Source organism: Segatella copri (assembly GCF_051861805.1).
GTDB classification, from domain to species: Bacteria; Bacteroidota; Bacteroidia; order Bacteroidales; family Bacteroidaceae; genus Prevotella; species Prevotella copri_M.
Window position 1 is genome coordinate 2,700,822 of sequence record NZ_CP146520.1, and the last position, 16,224, is coordinate 2,717,045.

Below are 16,224 nucleotides of genomic sequence, written 5' to 3' on the forward strand. Positions count from 1 at the left end.
CCTCATCTGGATTTGGAGTAAGGCTCAAGTAAACCTTAATAGAGGCTCACGTAAACTTTATCTGAGCCTCAAACCAATTTGGATTGAAGCTTACTTCAATGGCAAATGAAGCCTATTTCAACGACAAACGAAGCTAGTTTCATGAACTGCCGAAGCTAGCTTCAATAGAAAAAAAGCCTTTTTGTTTTTCTGCAAAAGCTGAATCGTGAGGGATAAAGCCAAAATCGTGAGGGATACGTGAGGGATAAATCCCCATTTTGATGTATCAGTCACTCATACTATTTCTTTATCTATCAATGGCTTATACAGATTTATCACGAAAATCGTGATGGGTGATAGATAATTTGCAAAAAAAATACGTAGAAGAAGACTTTCGTGTCCCCCATCCCCCATTATAGGTATTTTCTTATCAATTTCTCCTTAAAAGTAGTCATTATCAGAAAAATCTTTGGCTTAATTCAGTTTTTTTCTTACCTTTGCACCTGAATTAATTAACTTGAATTATAAAAGAGGGATAAGCCCTAGAGAGGCTCCCTGCATAAATAAAAGAAGTACGATATGAGGAATTTTACACATAGAAAGAAAATCGCCCTGGGCACAGGCTTCTGCAGCATCGCATGCATGATGATGATGGGAGCTTGCGACACCGTGTTCGACGTGCACCCCTACGACGTGAGGGTGAAGGGAGATACCGACTTGAATGCCAAGAATATAAGGAAGATTGAAGAATCTGTGAAGAGCAAGGATACCATCCGGTTTGCCGTAATCAGCGACAGCCATCAATGGCTCGACGACCTGCAACTGGCGGTGAACGACATCAACCGGAGAAAAGACAGCATCGACTTCGTGATTCACTGTGGCGACATCTCTGACTTCGGTGCTACAAAGGAGATGATCTGGACTCGAGACAAGATGCAGAAACTCAAGATGCCATCGGTGGTGCTGCTGGGCAACCACGACTGTCTGGGAACAGGCAACCAGTCGTATGCGACAATCTTCGGCGACCCCGACTTCAGTTTCATCGCCGGAGGCGTGAAGTTCGTGTGCCTCAACACCAATGCCATCGAATACGACTACTCCCGTCCGGTGCCTAACTTCGACTTTATGGAGGCAGAGCGTTCTCGCGATTCGCTGAGTTTCAACCGCACCGTGGTATGCATGCATGCGGCTCCCTATTCAGAGCAGTTTAACAACAACGTGGCTAAGGTGTTCAACTATTACATCCACCAGTTCCCTCAGCTGCTGTTCTGCCTGGATGGTCATGGTCATCACACGAAGACGGAGGATTTATTTGGCGACGGCACCCTGTTCTACATGGCTAGCAGCTGCCATTTCCATGAGTATTATCTGTTTACCATCACTCCTAAAGGATACAAGTATGAGGTTGTTAAATTTTAAGGCTATGAGAGATAAGATACTGAAAATAGGATTGTTATCCTGCCTGCTGATGGCAAGCGGGATGATGGAGGCAAAGGCCGAAGACAGGATATCGGAGGAGATGTTGGCTGATTCGGAAGATACGGACTCCCTGACTCGCTACGACAGGCGAATCCTCCGCTATCGCAGGCATTGGGACGTGCTGATGCCTACACAGTCGGTGATTCAAACCTGCGGCAACATGGGTATCATCTCGGTGGGTATCGGCTGGGATTACGGAAAGAGGCGTCAGTGGGAAACGCATCTGCTCTTCGGCATCATCCCGAAATACGACTCGGATGCCGTGAAGTGTACGATTACGCTGAAGGAGAACTTCATTCCCTGGCGCAAGGATTGGGGCAAGGGATGGGAGTTTGAGCCACTGGAGTGCACGCTGTATCTGAACACGGTGCTGGGGCATGATTTCTGGACGAAGCAGCCTACGAAATACGAGAGTGGCTACTATCCGTTTTCAACGAGAGTGCGCCCGAACCTGGGTTTTGGCGAACGCTTCACCTATCATATCCCCAACAGCAGGCGCAAGCGTGTGAAGAGCATCACGATGTTCTATGAGTTGAGCACGAATGATATCTATTTCATGAGATTCTGGCGCAACGGCAACGCCAACTTCTGGGATGTGTTCGGACTGTCGTTTGGAGCAAAGCTTCAGATTCTCTAGAGAGGGGGATATTCTATTCCCTCCACATAAGAAAAGGTAATAACATCTTATTAATGAAGAAAAAAGAGAAGGAAAAAGATATGGAAACAGAGGAGATTATCAGCAAGTTGGAGGCGAAGGGCATCAAGCCCACCTCCAACCGGATTTTGGTGATGAAGGCCTTGGCGAGCGGAGGAAATCCGCAGAGCCTGAAGGACCTGGAGCAGAAGATGGTATCGATGGATAAGTCGAGCATCTTCCGAACCCTCACGTTATTTCTGGAGCATGATGCGGTGCATGCGTTCGAGGATGGCAGAGGGGTGCTGAACTATGAGTTATGCGAGGAGGATGGCGAATGTGATCATCATGATGGTCATATTCATTTTTATTGCGAATCGTGCCATCGTTCGTTTTGCATGGAGGATATTCATATCCCGAGTTTCGAGTTGCCAGAGGGTTTCTATCCCCACTCCATCTCGTTCGTCATCAAGGGAGAATGTCCTGAGTGCAGGAAGAAGCATCGCTGAAAGCAATGCTTGTTACAACAAGAAAAAGCTCCGAAGAAAAATGATTTTCTTCGGAGCTTTTCTATGTACACCCTTAGGGATTCGAACCCTAGACCCACTGATTAAGAGTCAGTTGCTCTACCAACTGAGCTAAGGGTGCATCTGTTAAGCAGTTGAGGTATTTCTCAAAAGCGGTTGCAAAGGTACTGCTTTTTTCTGAAACTACCAAATTTTTCAGCCACTTTTTTTATTTTCCATTATTTTTTCTTCTTTTTCATACATTTTTAAGAGAAAAAATGTACCTTTGCACCCACTTATACATTATTAATAATATGAACGGAATATATACAATCCTGCTCCTCTTGCTGAGCAACATCTTCATGACGCTGGCATGGTACGGACATCTGAAACTGCAGCAGACGGGCGTAAGCAGCCACTGGCCACTCATCGGAGTCATCGCATTCAGTTGGGCCATCGCCTTCTTCGAATACTGCTGTCAGGTACCTGCCAACCGAATCGGATTCATCGATAATGGCGGTCCCTTCAACCTGGTTCAGCTCAAGGTGATTCAAGAGTGCGTGTCGCTCATCGTCTTCGCCATCATCGCCAACATCCTCTTCCAGGGACAGGGCTTACATTGGAACCACTTTGCGGCATTCGTCTGCCTCATCGCTGCCGTATATTTCGTTTTTATGAAATAGATTCTTAAGCTTTTGCCCTTTCAGGGCGTGTTGGGAATGGATTAAACAAAATATAAACAAAAACATAAACCGACAATGGAAAAGAAATTACGTGTCGCTTCCCTCTGCGTGCAGGGAGGCTATGAACCAAAGAACGGAGAACCGATAGAAGTGCCTATCATCCAGAGTACTACATTCAAATACGACAACTCTGAAGAGATGGCGATGCTCTTCGACCTGAAGAAGGAGGGATATTTCTATACCCGACTCCAGAACCCTACAAACGACGCCGTGGCTAAGAAAATCGCTCAGCTCGAAGGTGGCGTGGGCGCCGTTTTGACATCTAGCGGACAGGCTGCCAACTTCTACGCCGTGTTCAACATCTGCGAGGCGGGCGACCACATCGTTACCTCTAACGAGATTTACGGCGGCACCTTCAACCTCTTCGGTGTTACCCTGAAGAAGCTGGGCATCGAGTGCACCTTCGTAAACCCTAATGCCAGCGAGGAGGAGATTCAGAAGGCTTTCCGTCCTAACACCAAGGTGGTGTTTGGCGAAACCATCAGCAACCCTGGCTGCGCTGTGCTCGACATCGAGAAGTTTGCCCGCATCGCCCATAAGAACGGGGTGCCTCTCATCGTGGACAACACCTTTGCTACTCCAATCAACTGTCGTCCATTTGAATGGGGAGCCGACATCGTGACCCACTCTACCACCAAGTATATGGATGGCACCGCTTCGCAGGTAGGCGGCGTGGTTGTGGATAGCGGCAACTTCGACTGGATGGCGAATGCCGAGAAATTCCCTGGTCTCTGCACTCCGGACGAGAGCTACCACGGATTGACTTACGTGAAGGCCTTCGGCAAGATGGGTTACACCACCAAGCTGGTGGCTCAGCTGATGCGCGACCTGGGTTCCATCCCAGCGCCAATGAACTCGTTCATCCTCAACCTGGGTCTGCAGAGTCTGCACCTGCGCATGCGCCAGCATTGCGAGAATGCGCAGAAGGTGGCTGAGTTCCTGCAGAACGACGACCGCGTGGCTTGGGTTCACTATAGCGGACTGAAGGGAGATGAGTATTATGACCTAGCCCAGAAGTATATGCCTCATGGCACCTGCGGCGTCATCGCCTTCGGATTGAAGGGCGACCGCGAGACTGCCATCAAGTTTATGGATTCATTAGATATGATCAACATCGTGACCCATGTGGCTGATGCCCGCACCTGCGTGCTCCACCCTGCGAGCCACACCCATCGCCAGCTTTCTGACGAGCAGTTGAAGGAAGCAGGCATTGCACCAGACTTGATTCGACTCTCAGTGGGCATCGAGGATGTAGAGGATATCCTGGATGATATCAAGCAGGCATTGGATAAAATATAAAAAGAAGGAGTTAAGGAGTTAAAGGAGTTAAGACGTATGCCTTGTTAGTTTAAAAACTACGCCAAAAAGACTATTGTCTTAACTCCTTTAACTCCTTAACTCCTTTAACTCCCTATTATGATTTACACCAATTTATAAATCTCGCTAGGCGTCTTTCTCCTCAGCACTTCGAGTTCGAAGTCCTTGCCGGCAACGATGCCCTTGCTTCTGAGAATCTGCTCCACGGTTTTTCTTGCCAACTCGGGATGATTGTTTTCCTCGCTGAGATGGCAGAGCCATACATGGCGGAGATTGGGAGAGGCATAATCTGCAAGCGCCTGTCCGCACGCCACATTGCTCAGATGACCGTTGGGACCCAGGATGCGATCCTTGAGATACTGCGGATACGGTCCCTTCTGGAGCATCTCCTCGCTGTGGTTCGCCTCTATCACCAGATAGTTGGAGCGCCCGATGAAATCGTGCATCTCCTCGGTGATGTGGCCCACATCGGTGATGAGGCAGAACGTCACCCCCTCACACTCCACGAAATAGCCCACGTTGTCGGTGCTGTCGTGGGGAACCCCAAACGGAGTAATCTTGAACTCGCCCACATTCAGCGGCACACTCTTCTCGATGACGTGCACGTGATTGGGCGCAATCTTCTTTCGGACGCAGTAGTTGCGCTCGATACCTACATGAACTTTACGGGTTGTATATACTGGCAGATGATAATCGGAGCTGAGGCTTCCCACCGACTTCACATGGTCGGCATGGTCGTGCGTGACGAAGATGTGGTGCACATCCTCAAATCGCAATCCATAGTTATGGAAATGCTTTTTCAGCGTTCTGATTCCCACTCCAACATCTATCAGTATCGAATCCGTCTCAGTGTAAAGATAGTAACTGTTGCCGCTACTTCCACTGCCAAAGGATATGAATCTAAGCATTTTTATTGTTATTTTCCCTGCAAAGTTAACAAAAAAGATTCTTATTACAAAGTTTTTTATTATCTTTGTGCGCAAAATAAGCAAATAAATAGATATTTTAAGAAATAGAAAACATGATGAAGAAATCGATATTAGGCATGGGAATCGCCGTAGCAGCCCTAGCAACAAGTCTTTACGGGCTTACGGGCTGCCAAAGTCACGAAGGCGACGATAATCAGTTGGAGGCAGATGTTGACTCGTTTGCCACCTACTACTTCAACTGGCATTTCCCGAAAACCCAGAAGTATTGCACCCGCAGTTCGGAACCTTGGCTGCGCTATGCTGCCAGCAACGTGCACAAGGCGGATGTGGAAAGGCTGAGGGCGAAGGAGGAGGATGCCATCGTGGAAATCAACGACATCACTTTCGGCGATGACGGGGTGAGTGCCACTGCCAGCATCACCGTGCGCAACTTCCTTCAGATGGATAGCATCGGGCAGGAAGCCCACTTCGTGGATGAGGCGGAGTTCCAGTTGCCGATGAGTATGGAGAATAATGCTTGGAAAATCAAACTGGAGAAATTGCCTTGAAAAAGTTAGGAGTTTCTGCAAGCATCAATACTAAAAGATGCTCTGCTGAAACTCCTAACCTTTATTATTAACTTTAAACTATAAACTATTAACTAGCTTTAGAACGGCAATCCTACCGCAAAGTGGAAAGCGAAGTCGCGACTGAGCTTTGGATGAATGATCGCCCAATGCTCATCCCCACTCTCGTAGGCAGGATTGATCGCCTTCATACCCATGTCGAAACGCAGGATGAAGTAATCGAAATTCAATCGGATACCCATACCATACGCCGCAGCTATCTGCTTATAGAATTTGTCTATCTTAAACTGCCCGTTCGGCTGGTCGGCATAGTTGCGAAGCGTCCAGATATTACCCGCATCCACAAACAGGGCACCCTCGAACTTCCAGAAGAGCGAGGTTCGATACTCGGCATTCAGGTCGAACTTCAGGTCACCCGTCTGGTTGATGAAGTCGATGCGCCCGTCATTGCCCTTGTATCCGCCAGGTCCCAGTTCTCTTACTCCCCAACCTCTCACCGAGTTGGCTCCACCCGAGAAATATCGCTTCTCGAAAGGCAGCACGGTGCTGTTGCCGTAAGGATAAGCCACTCCCAGGTCGGCATGCAGTGCCAGGGCATTGCGGTCGTCGAAACGGATGAGGCGGGTATAGTCGAAATCAAACTTGGCATACTGTGCATAGGCGATGTTGAGAAAGGTGCGCTGCCCCTGCGCATTGATCTTGAATCCCAGTGTCTTGGAGAATCCGCTGAGCAGATTTCCGGCAGACTCCACATTGAGTCGGATGGCATCCACCCCATCACTATACGTGAGTCCGAATCCCATCTTCATGATGAAGAGGTCTTCGTAGTTATATCGCAGGATGGCGTTTCTATTGTCCACATCATCCAGATAATCGCGCTTGAAAGTCTCTGATATCCAAGGCATATACACATAGTTGAGGTCGAGCAGGTCGAATCGCCAGGCAAGATGATGACGGGGTTCTGTCCAGCGGTAGCGCCATGCCGTGGAGAACACGCGGCGATGGAATTCCGGACGGTTCTGAAGGTCCCAGCTCACGGAGAGCTCGCTGTTGGCTGTCTGCCTCTTTCTGAAACTGCTCGAAAGGAAGGGTGCCATGAATCTCGGGAACACCACCTTTCCTTCTACGGAATACTCCTGATAGTTCTGGTCCTGATAGCCCTCCAGTCCGGTGATTGCCTCGTAGGCTCCACGCAACTGGATGCTCAACTGCTCGCTACCCCTGAAGAGGTTTCTGTTGGTATAGGTGAGCGAAGCTGCCGCACCCAAGTCGCCTGCCGTATTGGTTCCTTCCGGCTGGAAGGAGATGGTAGATGGCTTGTTGGTGCTGATTTGGATATGGCAGTCGAGAAGCCGGTTCATCGTACTGTCCGATGGAATCTCCGATGTACTAACCGATGCGCTATCAATTTCATTACCAGCCACTTCACTGAATCTGATATTGGTATACTTCACAGCCTGCAATCGGGCGAAGTTATTGTAGGTTCGCTGCAGGGCAGAGGCACTGTAGGGCTTTCCCTCCTCCAGAGCAGTGGCGTTGAGCAGCACACGATGGCGCAGATGGATGCGGTCGCTATCGTTGCTCTGATAACTGATGTTGCGAATCTCGTAACGGGGATGGTCGGTTTCGGGTGCATTGCTGCTTGCCTTATACTTCAGCAGGTTCAGGGTCACGGCGATATCTTTCTGTCCGGCAATGGTGTCGGCAGAAAACTGTATGAAGTCTTTATTGAAACGGAAGTATCCATCGTCGAGCAGTCGGTTGGCAATGCGTTTGCGCTCGGCATCCAGAGCATCCACGGTGAATCTCATACCCGGCTTAATCTTCTGGTTTTCAGGATTATAGAGCTTCAGAATCTGCTCGATGTTCTTATCCTCTATATCATACTCTACCTTGCCTATATGGAATGGTTCGCCGGGATGCAACATATAAGTTACATCCACCTTTGGGGCCTTCTTCCGACTCTTTTCGGCGATGCTATCCGTCTTTTCCTGTCCGTGGATAGTAGTCTGCAGCGTTACTCCAGCATGCAGGAATCCCTGGTTCTGCATGGCAGTGAGCAGGTCGCGGCATGAAAGCTGTGCCTGCAGGGTATCATACACCACAGGTTTCTTGCTGAACGGGTTATGGAATAGCGAGAAGAGTTTAGGCTTCTCTTTCTGGCGCACATACTGTTTGAGCGCCCCTGCATCATACGCTGCAGAGTCGCTCTTCACTTCCACCTTATTTAATATATACTCCCCTTCCTGCACGTATTTGCTGGCCGAGCAGCCTGCAAGCATCACTGGCAGGGCGAGTATTGAAATCTTCTGTACTTTCAAAATATTTATCTATTCTTTTCTTTCTTATTGAAGTTTCGCAAGTGGTTCAAGTACGGGCTGAAGGCCCAAAAGCTCCTAGCCCAGGGCAGCGCCCTGGGTATAATAGCAATCAACAAGGCGCCCTGTAAGGGCAAAAGCTTTGTAAATTGCCTGATTCTTTTGAAGCTTTTGCCCTTACAGGGCGACAAACTTGCGTCCATGATTACCCAGGGCGCTGCCCTGGGCTAGGAGCTTCTGCCCTTTCAGGGCGTGTGGAGCTCACTTGCGAAACTTGAGTTTCTTATAATCATCAGACAAATCATTTGGGCATTGAAAACCTACCTCCAAGGCCTTCACCTCAGGGGATATATAGAACTTGCCCTCATAGTATGTTTTATTATCTAAAGCAATTGTATTCATGTCGAAATTTCCTTACATCACAAAATCTGCCATCTGTTTAATTTCTTCATAAGAAGCACGAATTCTTTCTTTCTCTTCTTTTGAAGCTGGCTTCACGTTTTCTATATTTGCCAAGAATCTCTTGGCGTCATCCCCGTAAAGAATTGGGGTTTCTCTAATTGGTCGTGCCATAATCTTTCCTCCATACTTTATTTGTTATTTATTTGAATATTCAAACATATCAAGTCAGAATATCACCTTATCAAATGCAAAAGTATGCTTTTTTTATTAAACTACCAAAGGTTTTAAGAAAAATATTTTGTATTGTCTGCTTTTTATGTTATCTTTGCATCCATTAATGACAATAAACGACAATAAATGATTAGCAAGAATAAGATCAAGTACATTCGTTCGCTCGAACTGAAGAAGAATAGAAACAAGGAGGGAAAGTTCGTGGCTGAAGGGTTCAAGGTGGTGGATGACCTGCTCGCCCTGCAACCTGCCGACCTCATTGTGGCCACCGGCGAATGGCTGAAGGGAAAGCATCTGGCAGCCCAGACAGAGGTGATTGAAGTAACCGAGGAGGAACTGAAGAAGGTGAGCTTCCTGCAGCATCCGCAGCAGGTGCTGGCTGTGTTTAAGCAGGATGCCGGATGCTCTTATGAAGAGGCTAAGGAAGAGGCTAACGATAAAGAAAAGAACTTCGGCTTTTCTGAAATCAATACCAGCGAACTGAATCTCGCCCTGGATGGCGTGCAGGACCCGGGAAACCTGGGTACCATTATCCGCATAGCCGACTGGTTTGGCATCACCCACATCTATTGCAGTCAGGACACAGCCGACGTTTATAACCCCAAGGTGGTGCAGGCCACCATGGGCAGCATAGCCAGAGTAAAGGTGGAATACGGCAACCTGCTGGGACTGGTGGAGTCTTTGCCAGCAGATGTACCCGTATACGGAACCCTGCTCGATGGCGACAACATCTATCAGCAGCAGCTGGAAAATCGGGGACTCATCGTGATGGGAAACGAGGGAAAAGGCATCTCGCCAGCTCTTGCCAAGAAGGTGAACCGCAGACTGCTCATCCCTAACTTCCCGGAAGGAAGAGCCACTGCCGACAGCCTGAACGTGGCCATCGCCACCGCCATCACCTGCTCTGAATTCAGAAGAAACTTTTAAATAGCAAGAAATAACAAGAAATAGTAAGTAGTATAAAATCATTATAGCTATGGAAGTAAATGAATTATTTAAGCAGCGCAGCATAACTGCTTGTATGCGAGCATCCTACTACGCCATGACGGCCGATCCGAAATCGTTCGTCAAGCAAACATGGATTACTCAGGTGCCCTTCGCCATATTGCTGGCTATCGTGCTCTACTTTCTCCTCCCCAATAAGTCGCTTCACGACTGGGGAGAAATGAATCCGATGGCTTCGTTCATTCTGCAAACCATCATTTACGCAGCCACCCTGATAATGGCAGTGGTATCGTTCTGGCATCTGCTGCCACGCAAGCAACTCTCTGCCAACAAAGGCGAGAAGCGTAAAAAGGGACAGTGGATGCTCCGCATCCTTCGCCATCTGGGAGGTTTCCTCATGACCTGTTTTCTGGGCATCATGATTGTGTGCATCGCTACCTTCATCGCTGCCCTGCCATCCATCATCCTCATCATCGCCCAGCTCTACTCACAGCTGGGAGCACTGGAAGGCGACCCACTCGGTGTGCCGGGCTATTTCCCCCCACTCCTCTTTGTGGTCTTCATCATCACCTTCCTGCTCATCCTCTACGCCCTGAGCTGGCTCGGCATCTCGCTGGCCTACCAATATGGTTCGTACCAGGTGATTGATGCAGAGAGAAAGAAGCAGAAGGAAAGCGAAAAGATGGGATTGCAGCAGATGGCAACCGCAGAAATAGAAAAATATTAATCATATTAACATATTTATTTTAAAAAGAGACATGAAACAGACTAGATTACTCTTCATCGACCGCGATGGAACTCTGATTCAGGAACCAGAGGATGAGCAGATTGACAGCTTCGAGAAGCTGGTATTTACCAAGGGCGTGTTCCGCAACCTCGCCTTCATTGCCCAGCACACCGACTACGAGCTGGTGATGGTGAGCAACCAGGACGGCTTGGGTACCGACTCCTTCCCGGAAAACACCTTCTGGCCTGTACACAACTTCATCATCCAGACCCTGGAGAGCGAGGGCATCCACTTCAGCAAGCAGCATATCGACCGCCACTTCCCGGAGGATAACTCGCCAATGAGAAAGCCGGGCACGGGCATGCTGACCGAATACATCGGCAACCCGGCATACGACCTGGCAAACAGTTATGTAATCGGCGACCGTGAGACGGATGCCCAGCTTGCCGAAAACCTGGGTTGCAAGAGTCTGATTCTCGGAAAGGACGGCATGGACTGGGATAAGATTGCCGAGATTCTCTTTGCCGGCGACCGCATTGCCGAGGTGAAGCGCACCACCAAGGAGACGGATATCTACATTAAGGTAAATCTCGATGGCAGTGGCAAATGCGATATTTCAACCGGTCTTGGTTTCTTCGACCACATGCTGGAGCAGATAGGCAAGCACGGCATGATGGACCTCACCATCCACACCAAGGGCGACCTCTATGTGGATGAACATCACACCATTGAAGATACGGGTATTGCCTTGGGCGAATGCCTGCTGCAGGCGCTGGGCGACAAGCGTGGCATCGAAAGATACGGCTACAGTCTACCGATGGATGATTGTCTCTGCCAGGTGGCATTGGATTTCGGTGGCCGTCCATGGCTGATCTGGGATGCAGAGTTCCACAGAGAGAAGGTGGGCGAAATGCCAACCGAGATGTTCAAGCATTTCTTCAAGAGTCTGAGTGATGCGGCAAAGATGAACCTCAACATCAAGGCTGAGGGTGAGAACGAGCATCACAAGATAGAAGGCATCTTCAAAGCGCTTGCCCGCTCGCTGAAAATGGCGGTGAAGAGAGACATCTATCACTTCGAGCTTCCTAGCTCTAAGGGAATGCTGTAAGGAGTTTATAGTTAAGAGTTTATAGTTTATAGATGACTGTTGCTATAAACTCTTAACTATAAACTATTATTAGAATTTAGTCATGAACTCCACGACAATCTTATCCTTTTCTGAAGTCTTGGCTATGCCGCCTTTGCGATAGAAATACTTCTCGTAGTTGATGCGGATATCCGAGATGAATGGCTTGGCAAGGCTCAGGGTTACACCGCCAGTAACACGATGGCGCTTGTAATCATTGATCTTCAAGGCACCGAGTTCGGTATCAGAACCGCCATATCGGGTACCATCGCTGTGGTCGCTCATGAAATCATATCTTGCCAAAGGAGAAACCTTTCTGATGAGGCTCTTCTGATTGCGAACCGGAATGTCATAGCATACGAATCCATCGAACGCATGCACATCGTGGAAGGCATCCTTGCTGTAATGCTTGTAAAGATACTCAGCCTCAGCAATGAAACCGCCCTTGTGGAAGGTGATACCACCATCATACATCGTTACCGTAACATCAGATGGCTTGATCTTCTGGGTACTCAACACCAGGTTCACATTCGGGAAGAGGAACTGAGCCTTGGCAGAATAGTTAACGCCCTTGGTCCAGTAATCCTTCTGGTTGGTCAAGCCAGAACCATTGAAGATACCGGCATTCACCACGATAGGGAAACCTACATTCCAGGTGTATCCTATTTCGGCACCCACGTCGCGCACGTTACCCACCTGCTTGGCGATGAACGAACGGTTGGCAAAGTACTGCTGATGAGGAGAACGGTGAGCATCGATGGTGAATGGCACACGCTCCTGACCGATGGTGAACTGCAGGGTCTTCCAAGGCTTGATGCGTGTATAGGCATCGAGCATCTTGATCTTACCCTCGTCGCAGAGGTCGATTTCCGCCTTGTAGCTTACCTGAGGTGTTACATTGCCAGCCACGTTGATACGGGCAGTACGCACCTCGAATCGTCCCTCCCCCTCTTCGGTCTGGTACTCATACTTGGAGCGGATGGTTCCACCAATGGTCATGGTCTTGGTGAATTCCCCGATGCCCTTCTCTACAGAGCTGCTTCCTGAATTCTGGGCATTCATTCCCATCGACACCATCGTGAGTGCCATCAACAAATACGTTTTCTTCTTCATTTCTTACCTTATTATATATATACACGTAAATCTGATTCTTTTTACTTTCGGCTGCAAAGTTAAGGAGAAGATGTTTCTACCGTAAAACATAAGTGTTACAAAGTTGTTACATCGCTGATTTTCAGCACAGGTAACACCATTGTAACATCCGTATCACGGTTGTAACACTATCGTCACAAACACGTAACTTGATTTTCTCCCCCGTTTGAAAATATCGCCGTACCTTTGCACCTAGAAAAAACAACATTAACATATATAATAGGATGAAGGAAAACAAGAAAGCAATCTTGGATATTCTTAAGAAGAAATCTAAGAAAGAAGGTAAGTTTGAGAACTTGGTGCTCAATCTCGCCTTGCAGAAGATTGACAGCGACAGTTTTGAATTCGATGGCGATGCAGTTTACACCAACGACAAGAAGCGCTTGGTTTATTGCATGAGCCAGGAGGCTAGCTTTGCCATTCCAGAGGGAGTGGAGATTATCGGCGAGATGGCGTTCCGCGGCAAGAAGACCCTCAAGAACATCATCATCGCCAACAGCGTGAAGGAAATTGAGCACGATGCTTTCTACGATTGTGATGAATTGGATAACGTTTATGTGCCTGCGGGCGTAAAGGTGGTTAAGAGCTACGCCTTTGCAGAGTGCGACAAGTTGAAGAAGGTTACCTTTGCAGGTACTCCTAACAAGCTGAGCCGTCATGCCTTTGACGACTGCGACCAGTTGCACGACATCATCGTGCCTGTAGGCAGCAGCAAGTTCTTCCGCAAGGAACTCCACTTTATCGATGGAGACACCGACTATTTGGTTTTGGAGGATTCTAAGAAGAAGGCTGAAAAGAAAGCTGAAAAGAAAGACAAGAAGGCTGAAAAGAAAGCTGAAAAAGTAAAATAACTCACGAAACTTTCGAATGTGGTTCAAGAACGGGCTGAAAGCCCAAAAGCTCCTAGCCCAGGGCAACGCCCTGGGGATAATAGCAGTCAACAAGGCGCCCTGTAAGGGCAAAAGCTTTGTTTATTGCTTGGTTCTTTGAAAGCTTTTGCCCTTACAGGGCGCAGGTTTACGTCCATGAAATACCCAGGGCGATGCCCTGGGCTAGGAGCTTCTGCCCTTTCAGGGCGTGTGGGGGCGTACATACGAAAGTTCAATAACTCAAAAAAAATAGACTAAGAGAAATCATGACTAAAGAAGATATGATGAAGAAAGCTTATGTAGAACGCGACATCAGTTGGATGTACTTCAACCATCGCATTCTGCAGGAGGCAGAGAAAGAGTATGTGCCACTGTTGGAGCGCCTCTCTTTCCTCGGTATTTACTCCAATAACCTCGACGAGTTCTTCCGCGTACGAGTAGCATCGCTCAACCGCATGCTCGACCAGAAACTCGACAAGGATACCGAGCAGCAGATTAAGAAATCTCTTAAAACGATAAATAAGCTCAATGAATCTTATTCGAAAGAATACACTGAAGCGGTGGATACAGTTTTCCGCGAACTTGAAGTTCACAAGGTTCGCCTGCTCACCGAAGACCTGCTCAACGACGAGCAGAAGGAGTTCCTCACGCAGTTCTTCTACGACAAGCTCAATGGTTCTGTCAACCCTATCTGGCTCAACGAGATAGACGACCTCTCCACACTGGAGGACAACCGCATCTACCTAGCCGTAGAAAAGGCTGAGGATGACAAGAAGAAGAAATATGCCGTAGTAAAGGTACCGGATAGAGTTTATGGACGCTGGGTAAAGGTGCCGGCAAGCGATGGTTTCGACAACATCATGTATCTGGACGATGTAATCAGATACTGTCTGCCACTGGTATTCCTCGGTTTCAAGAAGAGCACCTACCGTGCCTTCAGTTTCAAGTTTACCAAGGATGCCGAGATGGAGATGGACAACGATGCTGACTTCGGAACCATGGAGAAGATAGCCCTGGGTGTAAGCAGCCGCAAGAAGGGTGAAGCCGTGCGCGTAATCTACGACCAGGAGATGCCGAAGGAACTTCAGAAGAAGCTGCGTGAGCGATTGAACACCAAGGAGTTGGATGCTTCACTGGCTGGCGGAAGATACCAGAACCACAAGGATCTGATGTCGTTCCCAGATTGCGGCCACAAGGAACTGAAATACGAAAAATGGGCTCCTATCATGAAACCGGAATTCCTCTCAAACGAGAGCATCCTCGACCAGATTCGTGAGAAAGACCGTTTTATCCACGTACCCTACCATAGCTTCAACGGCTACATCCGTGTGCTCCGTGAGGCTGCTACCAAGCCCGAGGTAAAGGCCATCAAGACCACCCTCTATCGCCTGGCCAAGGATTCAAAGGTAGTGAAGGCACTCATCACCGCTGCCCGCAACGGCAAGAAGGTGACTGCCGTGGTAGAGCTTCTGGCACGTTTCGACGAGGAGAGCAACATCAAGTGGAGCAAGCGCATGCAGGAAGAGGGCGTAAACGTAATCTTCGGTGTAGAAGGACTGAAAATTCACTCCAAGCTGCTCTATATCGAGTCAAAGAAGGGCAACATCGCCTGCGTAGGAACCGGAAACTTCCACGAAGGCAATGCCAAGATCTATACCGACTATCTGATGATGACCACCCGTACTAAGCTGGTAAACGAGGTGGCTAAGGTATTCGATTTCATCGACCGTCCATTCTCGCCATTCCGCTTCAACGAGCTCCTCGTCTCTCCAAACTCCATGAAGAGCCGCATCCTGCGCATGCTCGACACAGAAATCAAGAATGCCAACGAGGGCAAGGAAGCTTGGGTGAAGATGAAGATCAACCACATCACCGATACCGATATGGTAACCAAGCTCTATCAGGCTTCAAAGGCTGGCGTGAAGATAGACATCGTGATCCGCGGCAACTGTTCGCTGGTGCCAGGCATTGCCAAGCTCAGCGACAACATCCGCTGCGTGGGCATCATCGACCGCTATCTGGAGCACAGCCGCATCCTCATCTTTGCCAACGGAGGCAAGCCAAGATACTTCATCGGTTCTGCCGACTGGATGCCTAGAAACCTCATCAACCGCATCGAGGTGCTCACCCCGGTATATGACGAGGATATGCAGGCAGACCTGCTCCGCACCATCTCCTATGGTATGAGAGATACGATGAACGGCCGAGTGGTAGATGGCAAGGGCGGCAAGGAGTTTGTGGAAGGCGAACCATTCCGCAGTCAGGAAGAACTTTATAAAGCATATAAATAATAAAGCATAT

General features: G+C 48.6%; 15 protein-coding genes and 1 tRNA gene. 11 read left to right on the forward strand and 5 right to left on the reverse strand.

Annotation, left to right across the window (positions count from 1 at the left end; genetic code table 11):
- Positions 1-558: 558 nt before the first annotated feature.
- From V8Z93_RS10615 to V8Z93_RS10625, 3 genes are read left to right on the forward strand one after another with little or no spacing between them, the layout of a single operon-like run.
- The gene (locus V8Z93_RS10615) at positions 559-1,398 is read left to right on the forward strand and encodes a metallophosphoesterase family protein (protein ID WP_439431483.1); all 840 of its coding nucleotides are present in this window, start codon (positions 559-561) and stop codon (positions 1,396-1,398) included.
- Between the two features lie 4 nt (positions 1,399-1,402).
- Entirely contained in the window at positions 1,403-2,095 is a 693-nt protein-coding gene (locus tag V8Z93_RS10620; RefSeq protein ID WP_238405808.1) for a hypothetical protein, read from the forward strand.
- A 53-nt stretch (positions 2,096-2,148) separates the two neighbouring features.
- The gene (locus V8Z93_RS10625) at positions 2,149-2,601 is read left to right on the forward strand and encodes a Fur family transcriptional regulator (RefSeq protein WP_238405807.1); all 453 of its coding nucleotides are present in this window, start codon (positions 2,149-2,151) and stop codon (positions 2,599-2,601) included.
- 66 nt (positions 2,602-2,667) lie between these two features.
- On the opposite strand, the gene V8Z93_RS10630 is transcribed toward V8Z93_RS10625, so the two are convergent.
- Positions 2,668-2,740 (reverse strand) — tRNA-Lys (locus V8Z93_RS10630).
- A gap of 172 nt (positions 2,741-2,912) precedes the next feature.
- Here V8Z93_RS10630 and V8Z93_RS10635 point away from each other — a divergent pair.
- Together V8Z93_RS10635 and V8Z93_RS10640 are read left to right on the forward strand one after the other, a co-directional pair.
- Positions 2,913-3,281, forward strand: coding sequence for a DMT family protein (locus tag V8Z93_RS10635; RefSeq protein ID WP_203050931.1), 369 nt, complete (start codon positions 2,913-2,915; stop codon positions 3,279-3,281).
- A gap of 75 nt (positions 3,282-3,356) precedes the next feature.
- Complete coding sequence (locus V8Z93_RS10640) at positions 3,357-4,640, forward strand: O-acetylhomoserine aminocarboxypropyltransferase/cysteine synthase family protein (RefSeq protein WP_439431484.1); 1,284 nt, start codon at positions 3,357-3,359, stop codon at positions 4,638-4,640.
- Positions 4,641-4,762: 122 nt separating this feature from the next.
- On the opposite strand, the gene V8Z93_RS10645 is transcribed toward V8Z93_RS10640, so the two are convergent.
- Positions 4,763-5,566: an MBL fold metallo-hydrolase gene (locus V8Z93_RS10645; RefSeq protein WP_203040424.1), complete on the reverse strand. Its 804-nt coding sequence runs from the start codon at positions 5,564-5,566 to the stop codon at positions 4,763-4,765.
- Between the two features lie 113 nt (positions 5,567-5,679).
- Between V8Z93_RS10645 and V8Z93_RS10650 the strand changes: the two genes are divergently transcribed.
- On the forward strand, positions 5,680-6,135 hold the full coding sequence (locus tag V8Z93_RS10650; protein WP_439431485.1) for a hypothetical protein: 456 nt from the start codon (positions 5,680-5,682) through the stop codon (positions 6,133-6,135).
- A gap of 98 nt (positions 6,136-6,233) precedes the next feature.
- On the opposite strand, the gene V8Z93_RS10655 is transcribed toward V8Z93_RS10650, so the two are convergent.
- Together V8Z93_RS10655 and V8Z93_RS10660 are read right to left on the reverse strand one after the other, a co-directional pair.
- The gene (locus tag V8Z93_RS10655; RefSeq protein ID WP_439432850.1) at positions 6,234-8,435 is read right to left on the reverse strand and encodes a BamA/TamA family outer membrane protein; all 2,202 of its coding nucleotides are present in this window, start codon (positions 8,433-8,435) and stop codon (positions 6,234-6,236) included.
- A 450-nt stretch (positions 8,436-8,885) separates the two neighbouring features.
- A complete protein-coding gene (locus V8Z93_RS10660; RefSeq protein ID WP_218413291.1) occupies positions 8,886-9,044 on the reverse strand; it encodes a hypothetical protein in 159 nt (52 codons plus the stop codon).
- Between the two features lie 186 nt (positions 9,045-9,230).
- On the opposite strand from V8Z93_RS10660, the gene V8Z93_RS10665 reads away from it, so the two are divergent.
- The 3 genes from V8Z93_RS10665 to hisB are packed head-to-tail and all read left to right on the forward strand — an operon-like array spanning position 9,231 to position 11,884.
- The gene (locus tag V8Z93_RS10665) at positions 9,231-10,031 is read left to right on the forward strand and encodes an RNA methyltransferase (protein ID WP_439431486.1); all 801 of its coding nucleotides are present in this window, start codon (positions 9,231-9,233) and stop codon (positions 10,029-10,031) included.
- Between the two features lie 49 nt (positions 10,032-10,080).
- Positions 10,081-10,776 (forward strand): hypothetical protein, encoded by a 696-nt coding sequence (locus V8Z93_RS10670; RefSeq protein WP_439431487.1) that lies wholly within the window; start codon positions 10,081-10,083, stop codon positions 10,774-10,776.
- 31 nt (positions 10,777-10,807) lie between these two features.
- The gene (gene hisB, locus V8Z93_RS10675) at positions 10,808-11,884 is read left to right on the forward strand and encodes a bifunctional histidinol-phosphatase/imidazoleglycerol-phosphate dehydratase HisB (protein ID WP_439431488.1); all 1,077 of its coding nucleotides are present in this window, start codon (positions 10,808-10,810) and stop codon (positions 11,882-11,884) included.
- A gap of 69 nt (positions 11,885-11,953) precedes the next feature.
- Here hisB and V8Z93_RS10680 read toward each other — a convergent pair whose 3' ends face one another.
- Positions 11,954-13,015 (reverse strand): porin, encoded by a 1,062-nt coding sequence (locus V8Z93_RS10680; RefSeq protein WP_439431489.1) that lies wholly within the window; start codon positions 13,013-13,015, stop codon positions 11,954-11,956.
- 263 nt (positions 13,016-13,278) lie between these two features.
- Here V8Z93_RS10680 and V8Z93_RS10685 point away from each other — a divergent pair, with 263 nt between their 5' ends.
- Both V8Z93_RS10685 and V8Z93_RS10690 read left to right on the forward strand, forming a co-directional pair.
- A complete protein-coding gene (locus V8Z93_RS10685) occupies positions 13,279-13,905 on the forward strand; it encodes a leucine-rich repeat domain-containing protein (protein WP_439431490.1) in 627 nt (208 codons plus the stop codon).
- A gap of 284 nt (positions 13,906-14,189) precedes the next feature.
- Positions 14,190-16,214, forward strand: coding sequence for an RNA degradosome polyphosphate kinase (locus V8Z93_RS10690; protein ID WP_439431491.1), 2,025 nt, complete (start codon positions 14,190-14,192; stop codon positions 16,212-16,214).
- The last annotated feature ends 10 nt before the right edge of the window (positions 16,215-16,224 follow it).

What these genes read in the sequence shown, in the direction of transcription:
- V8Z93_RS10680 (WP_439431489.1), bottom strand. Translation starts at nt 13,015, where the DNA reads ATGAAGAAGAAAACGTATTTGTTGATGGCACTCACGATGGTGTCGATG.
- V8Z93_RS10635 (WP_203050931.1), top strand. Translation starts at nt 2,913, where the DNA reads ATGAACGGAATATATACAATCCTGCTCCTCTTGCTGAGCAACATCTTC.
- V8Z93_RS10655 (WP_439432850.1), bottom strand. Translation starts at nt 8,435, where the DNA reads ATGCTTGCAGGCTGCTCGGCCAGCAAATACGTGCAGGAAGGGGAGTAT.
- V8Z93_RS10685 (WP_439431490.1), top strand. Translation starts at nt 13,279, where the DNA reads ATGAAGGAAAACAAGAAAGCAATCTTGGATATTCTTAAGAAGAAATCT.
- V8Z93_RS10640 (WP_439431484.1), top strand. Translation starts at nt 3,357, where the DNA reads ATGGAAAAGAAATTACGTGTCGCTTCCCTCTGCGTGCAGGGAGGCTAT.
- V8Z93_RS10620 (WP_238405808.1), top strand. Translation starts at nt 1,403, where the DNA reads ATGAGAGATAAGATACTGAAAATAGGATTGTTATCCTGCCTGCTGATG.
- hisB (WP_439431488.1), top strand. Translation starts at nt 10,808, where the DNA reads ATGAAACAGACTAGATTACTCTTCATCGACCGCGATGGAACTCTGATT.
- V8Z93_RS10660 (WP_218413291.1), bottom strand. Translation starts at nt 9,044, where the DNA reads ATGGCACGACCAATTAGAGAAACCCCAATTCTTTACGGGGATGACGCC.
- V8Z93_RS10625 (WP_238405807.1), top strand. Translation starts at nt 2,149, where the DNA reads ATGAAGAAAAAAGAGAAGGAAAAAGATATGGAAACAGAGGAGATTATC.
- V8Z93_RS10615 (WP_439431483.1), top strand. Translation starts at nt 559, where the DNA reads ATGAGGAATTTTACACATAGAAAGAAAATCGCCCTGGGCACAGGCTTC.
- V8Z93_RS10650 (WP_439431485.1), top strand. Translation starts at nt 5,680, where the DNA reads ATGATGAAGAAATCGATATTAGGCATGGGAATCGCCGTAGCAGCCCTA.
- V8Z93_RS10645 (WP_203040424.1), bottom strand. Translation starts at nt 5,566, where the DNA reads ATGCTTAGATTCATATCCTTTGGCAGTGGAAGTAGCGGCAACAGTTAC.
- V8Z93_RS10690 (WP_439431491.1), top strand. Translation starts at nt 14,190, where the DNA reads ATGACTAAAGAAGATATGATGAAGAAAGCTTATGTAGAACGCGACATC.
- V8Z93_RS10670 (WP_439431487.1), top strand. Translation starts at nt 10,081, where the DNA reads ATGGAAGTAAATGAATTATTTAAGCAGCGCAGCATAACTGCTTGTATG.
- V8Z93_RS10665 (WP_439431486.1), top strand. Translation starts at nt 9,231, where the DNA reads ATGATTAGCAAGAATAAGATCAAGTACATTCGTTCGCTCGAACTGAAG.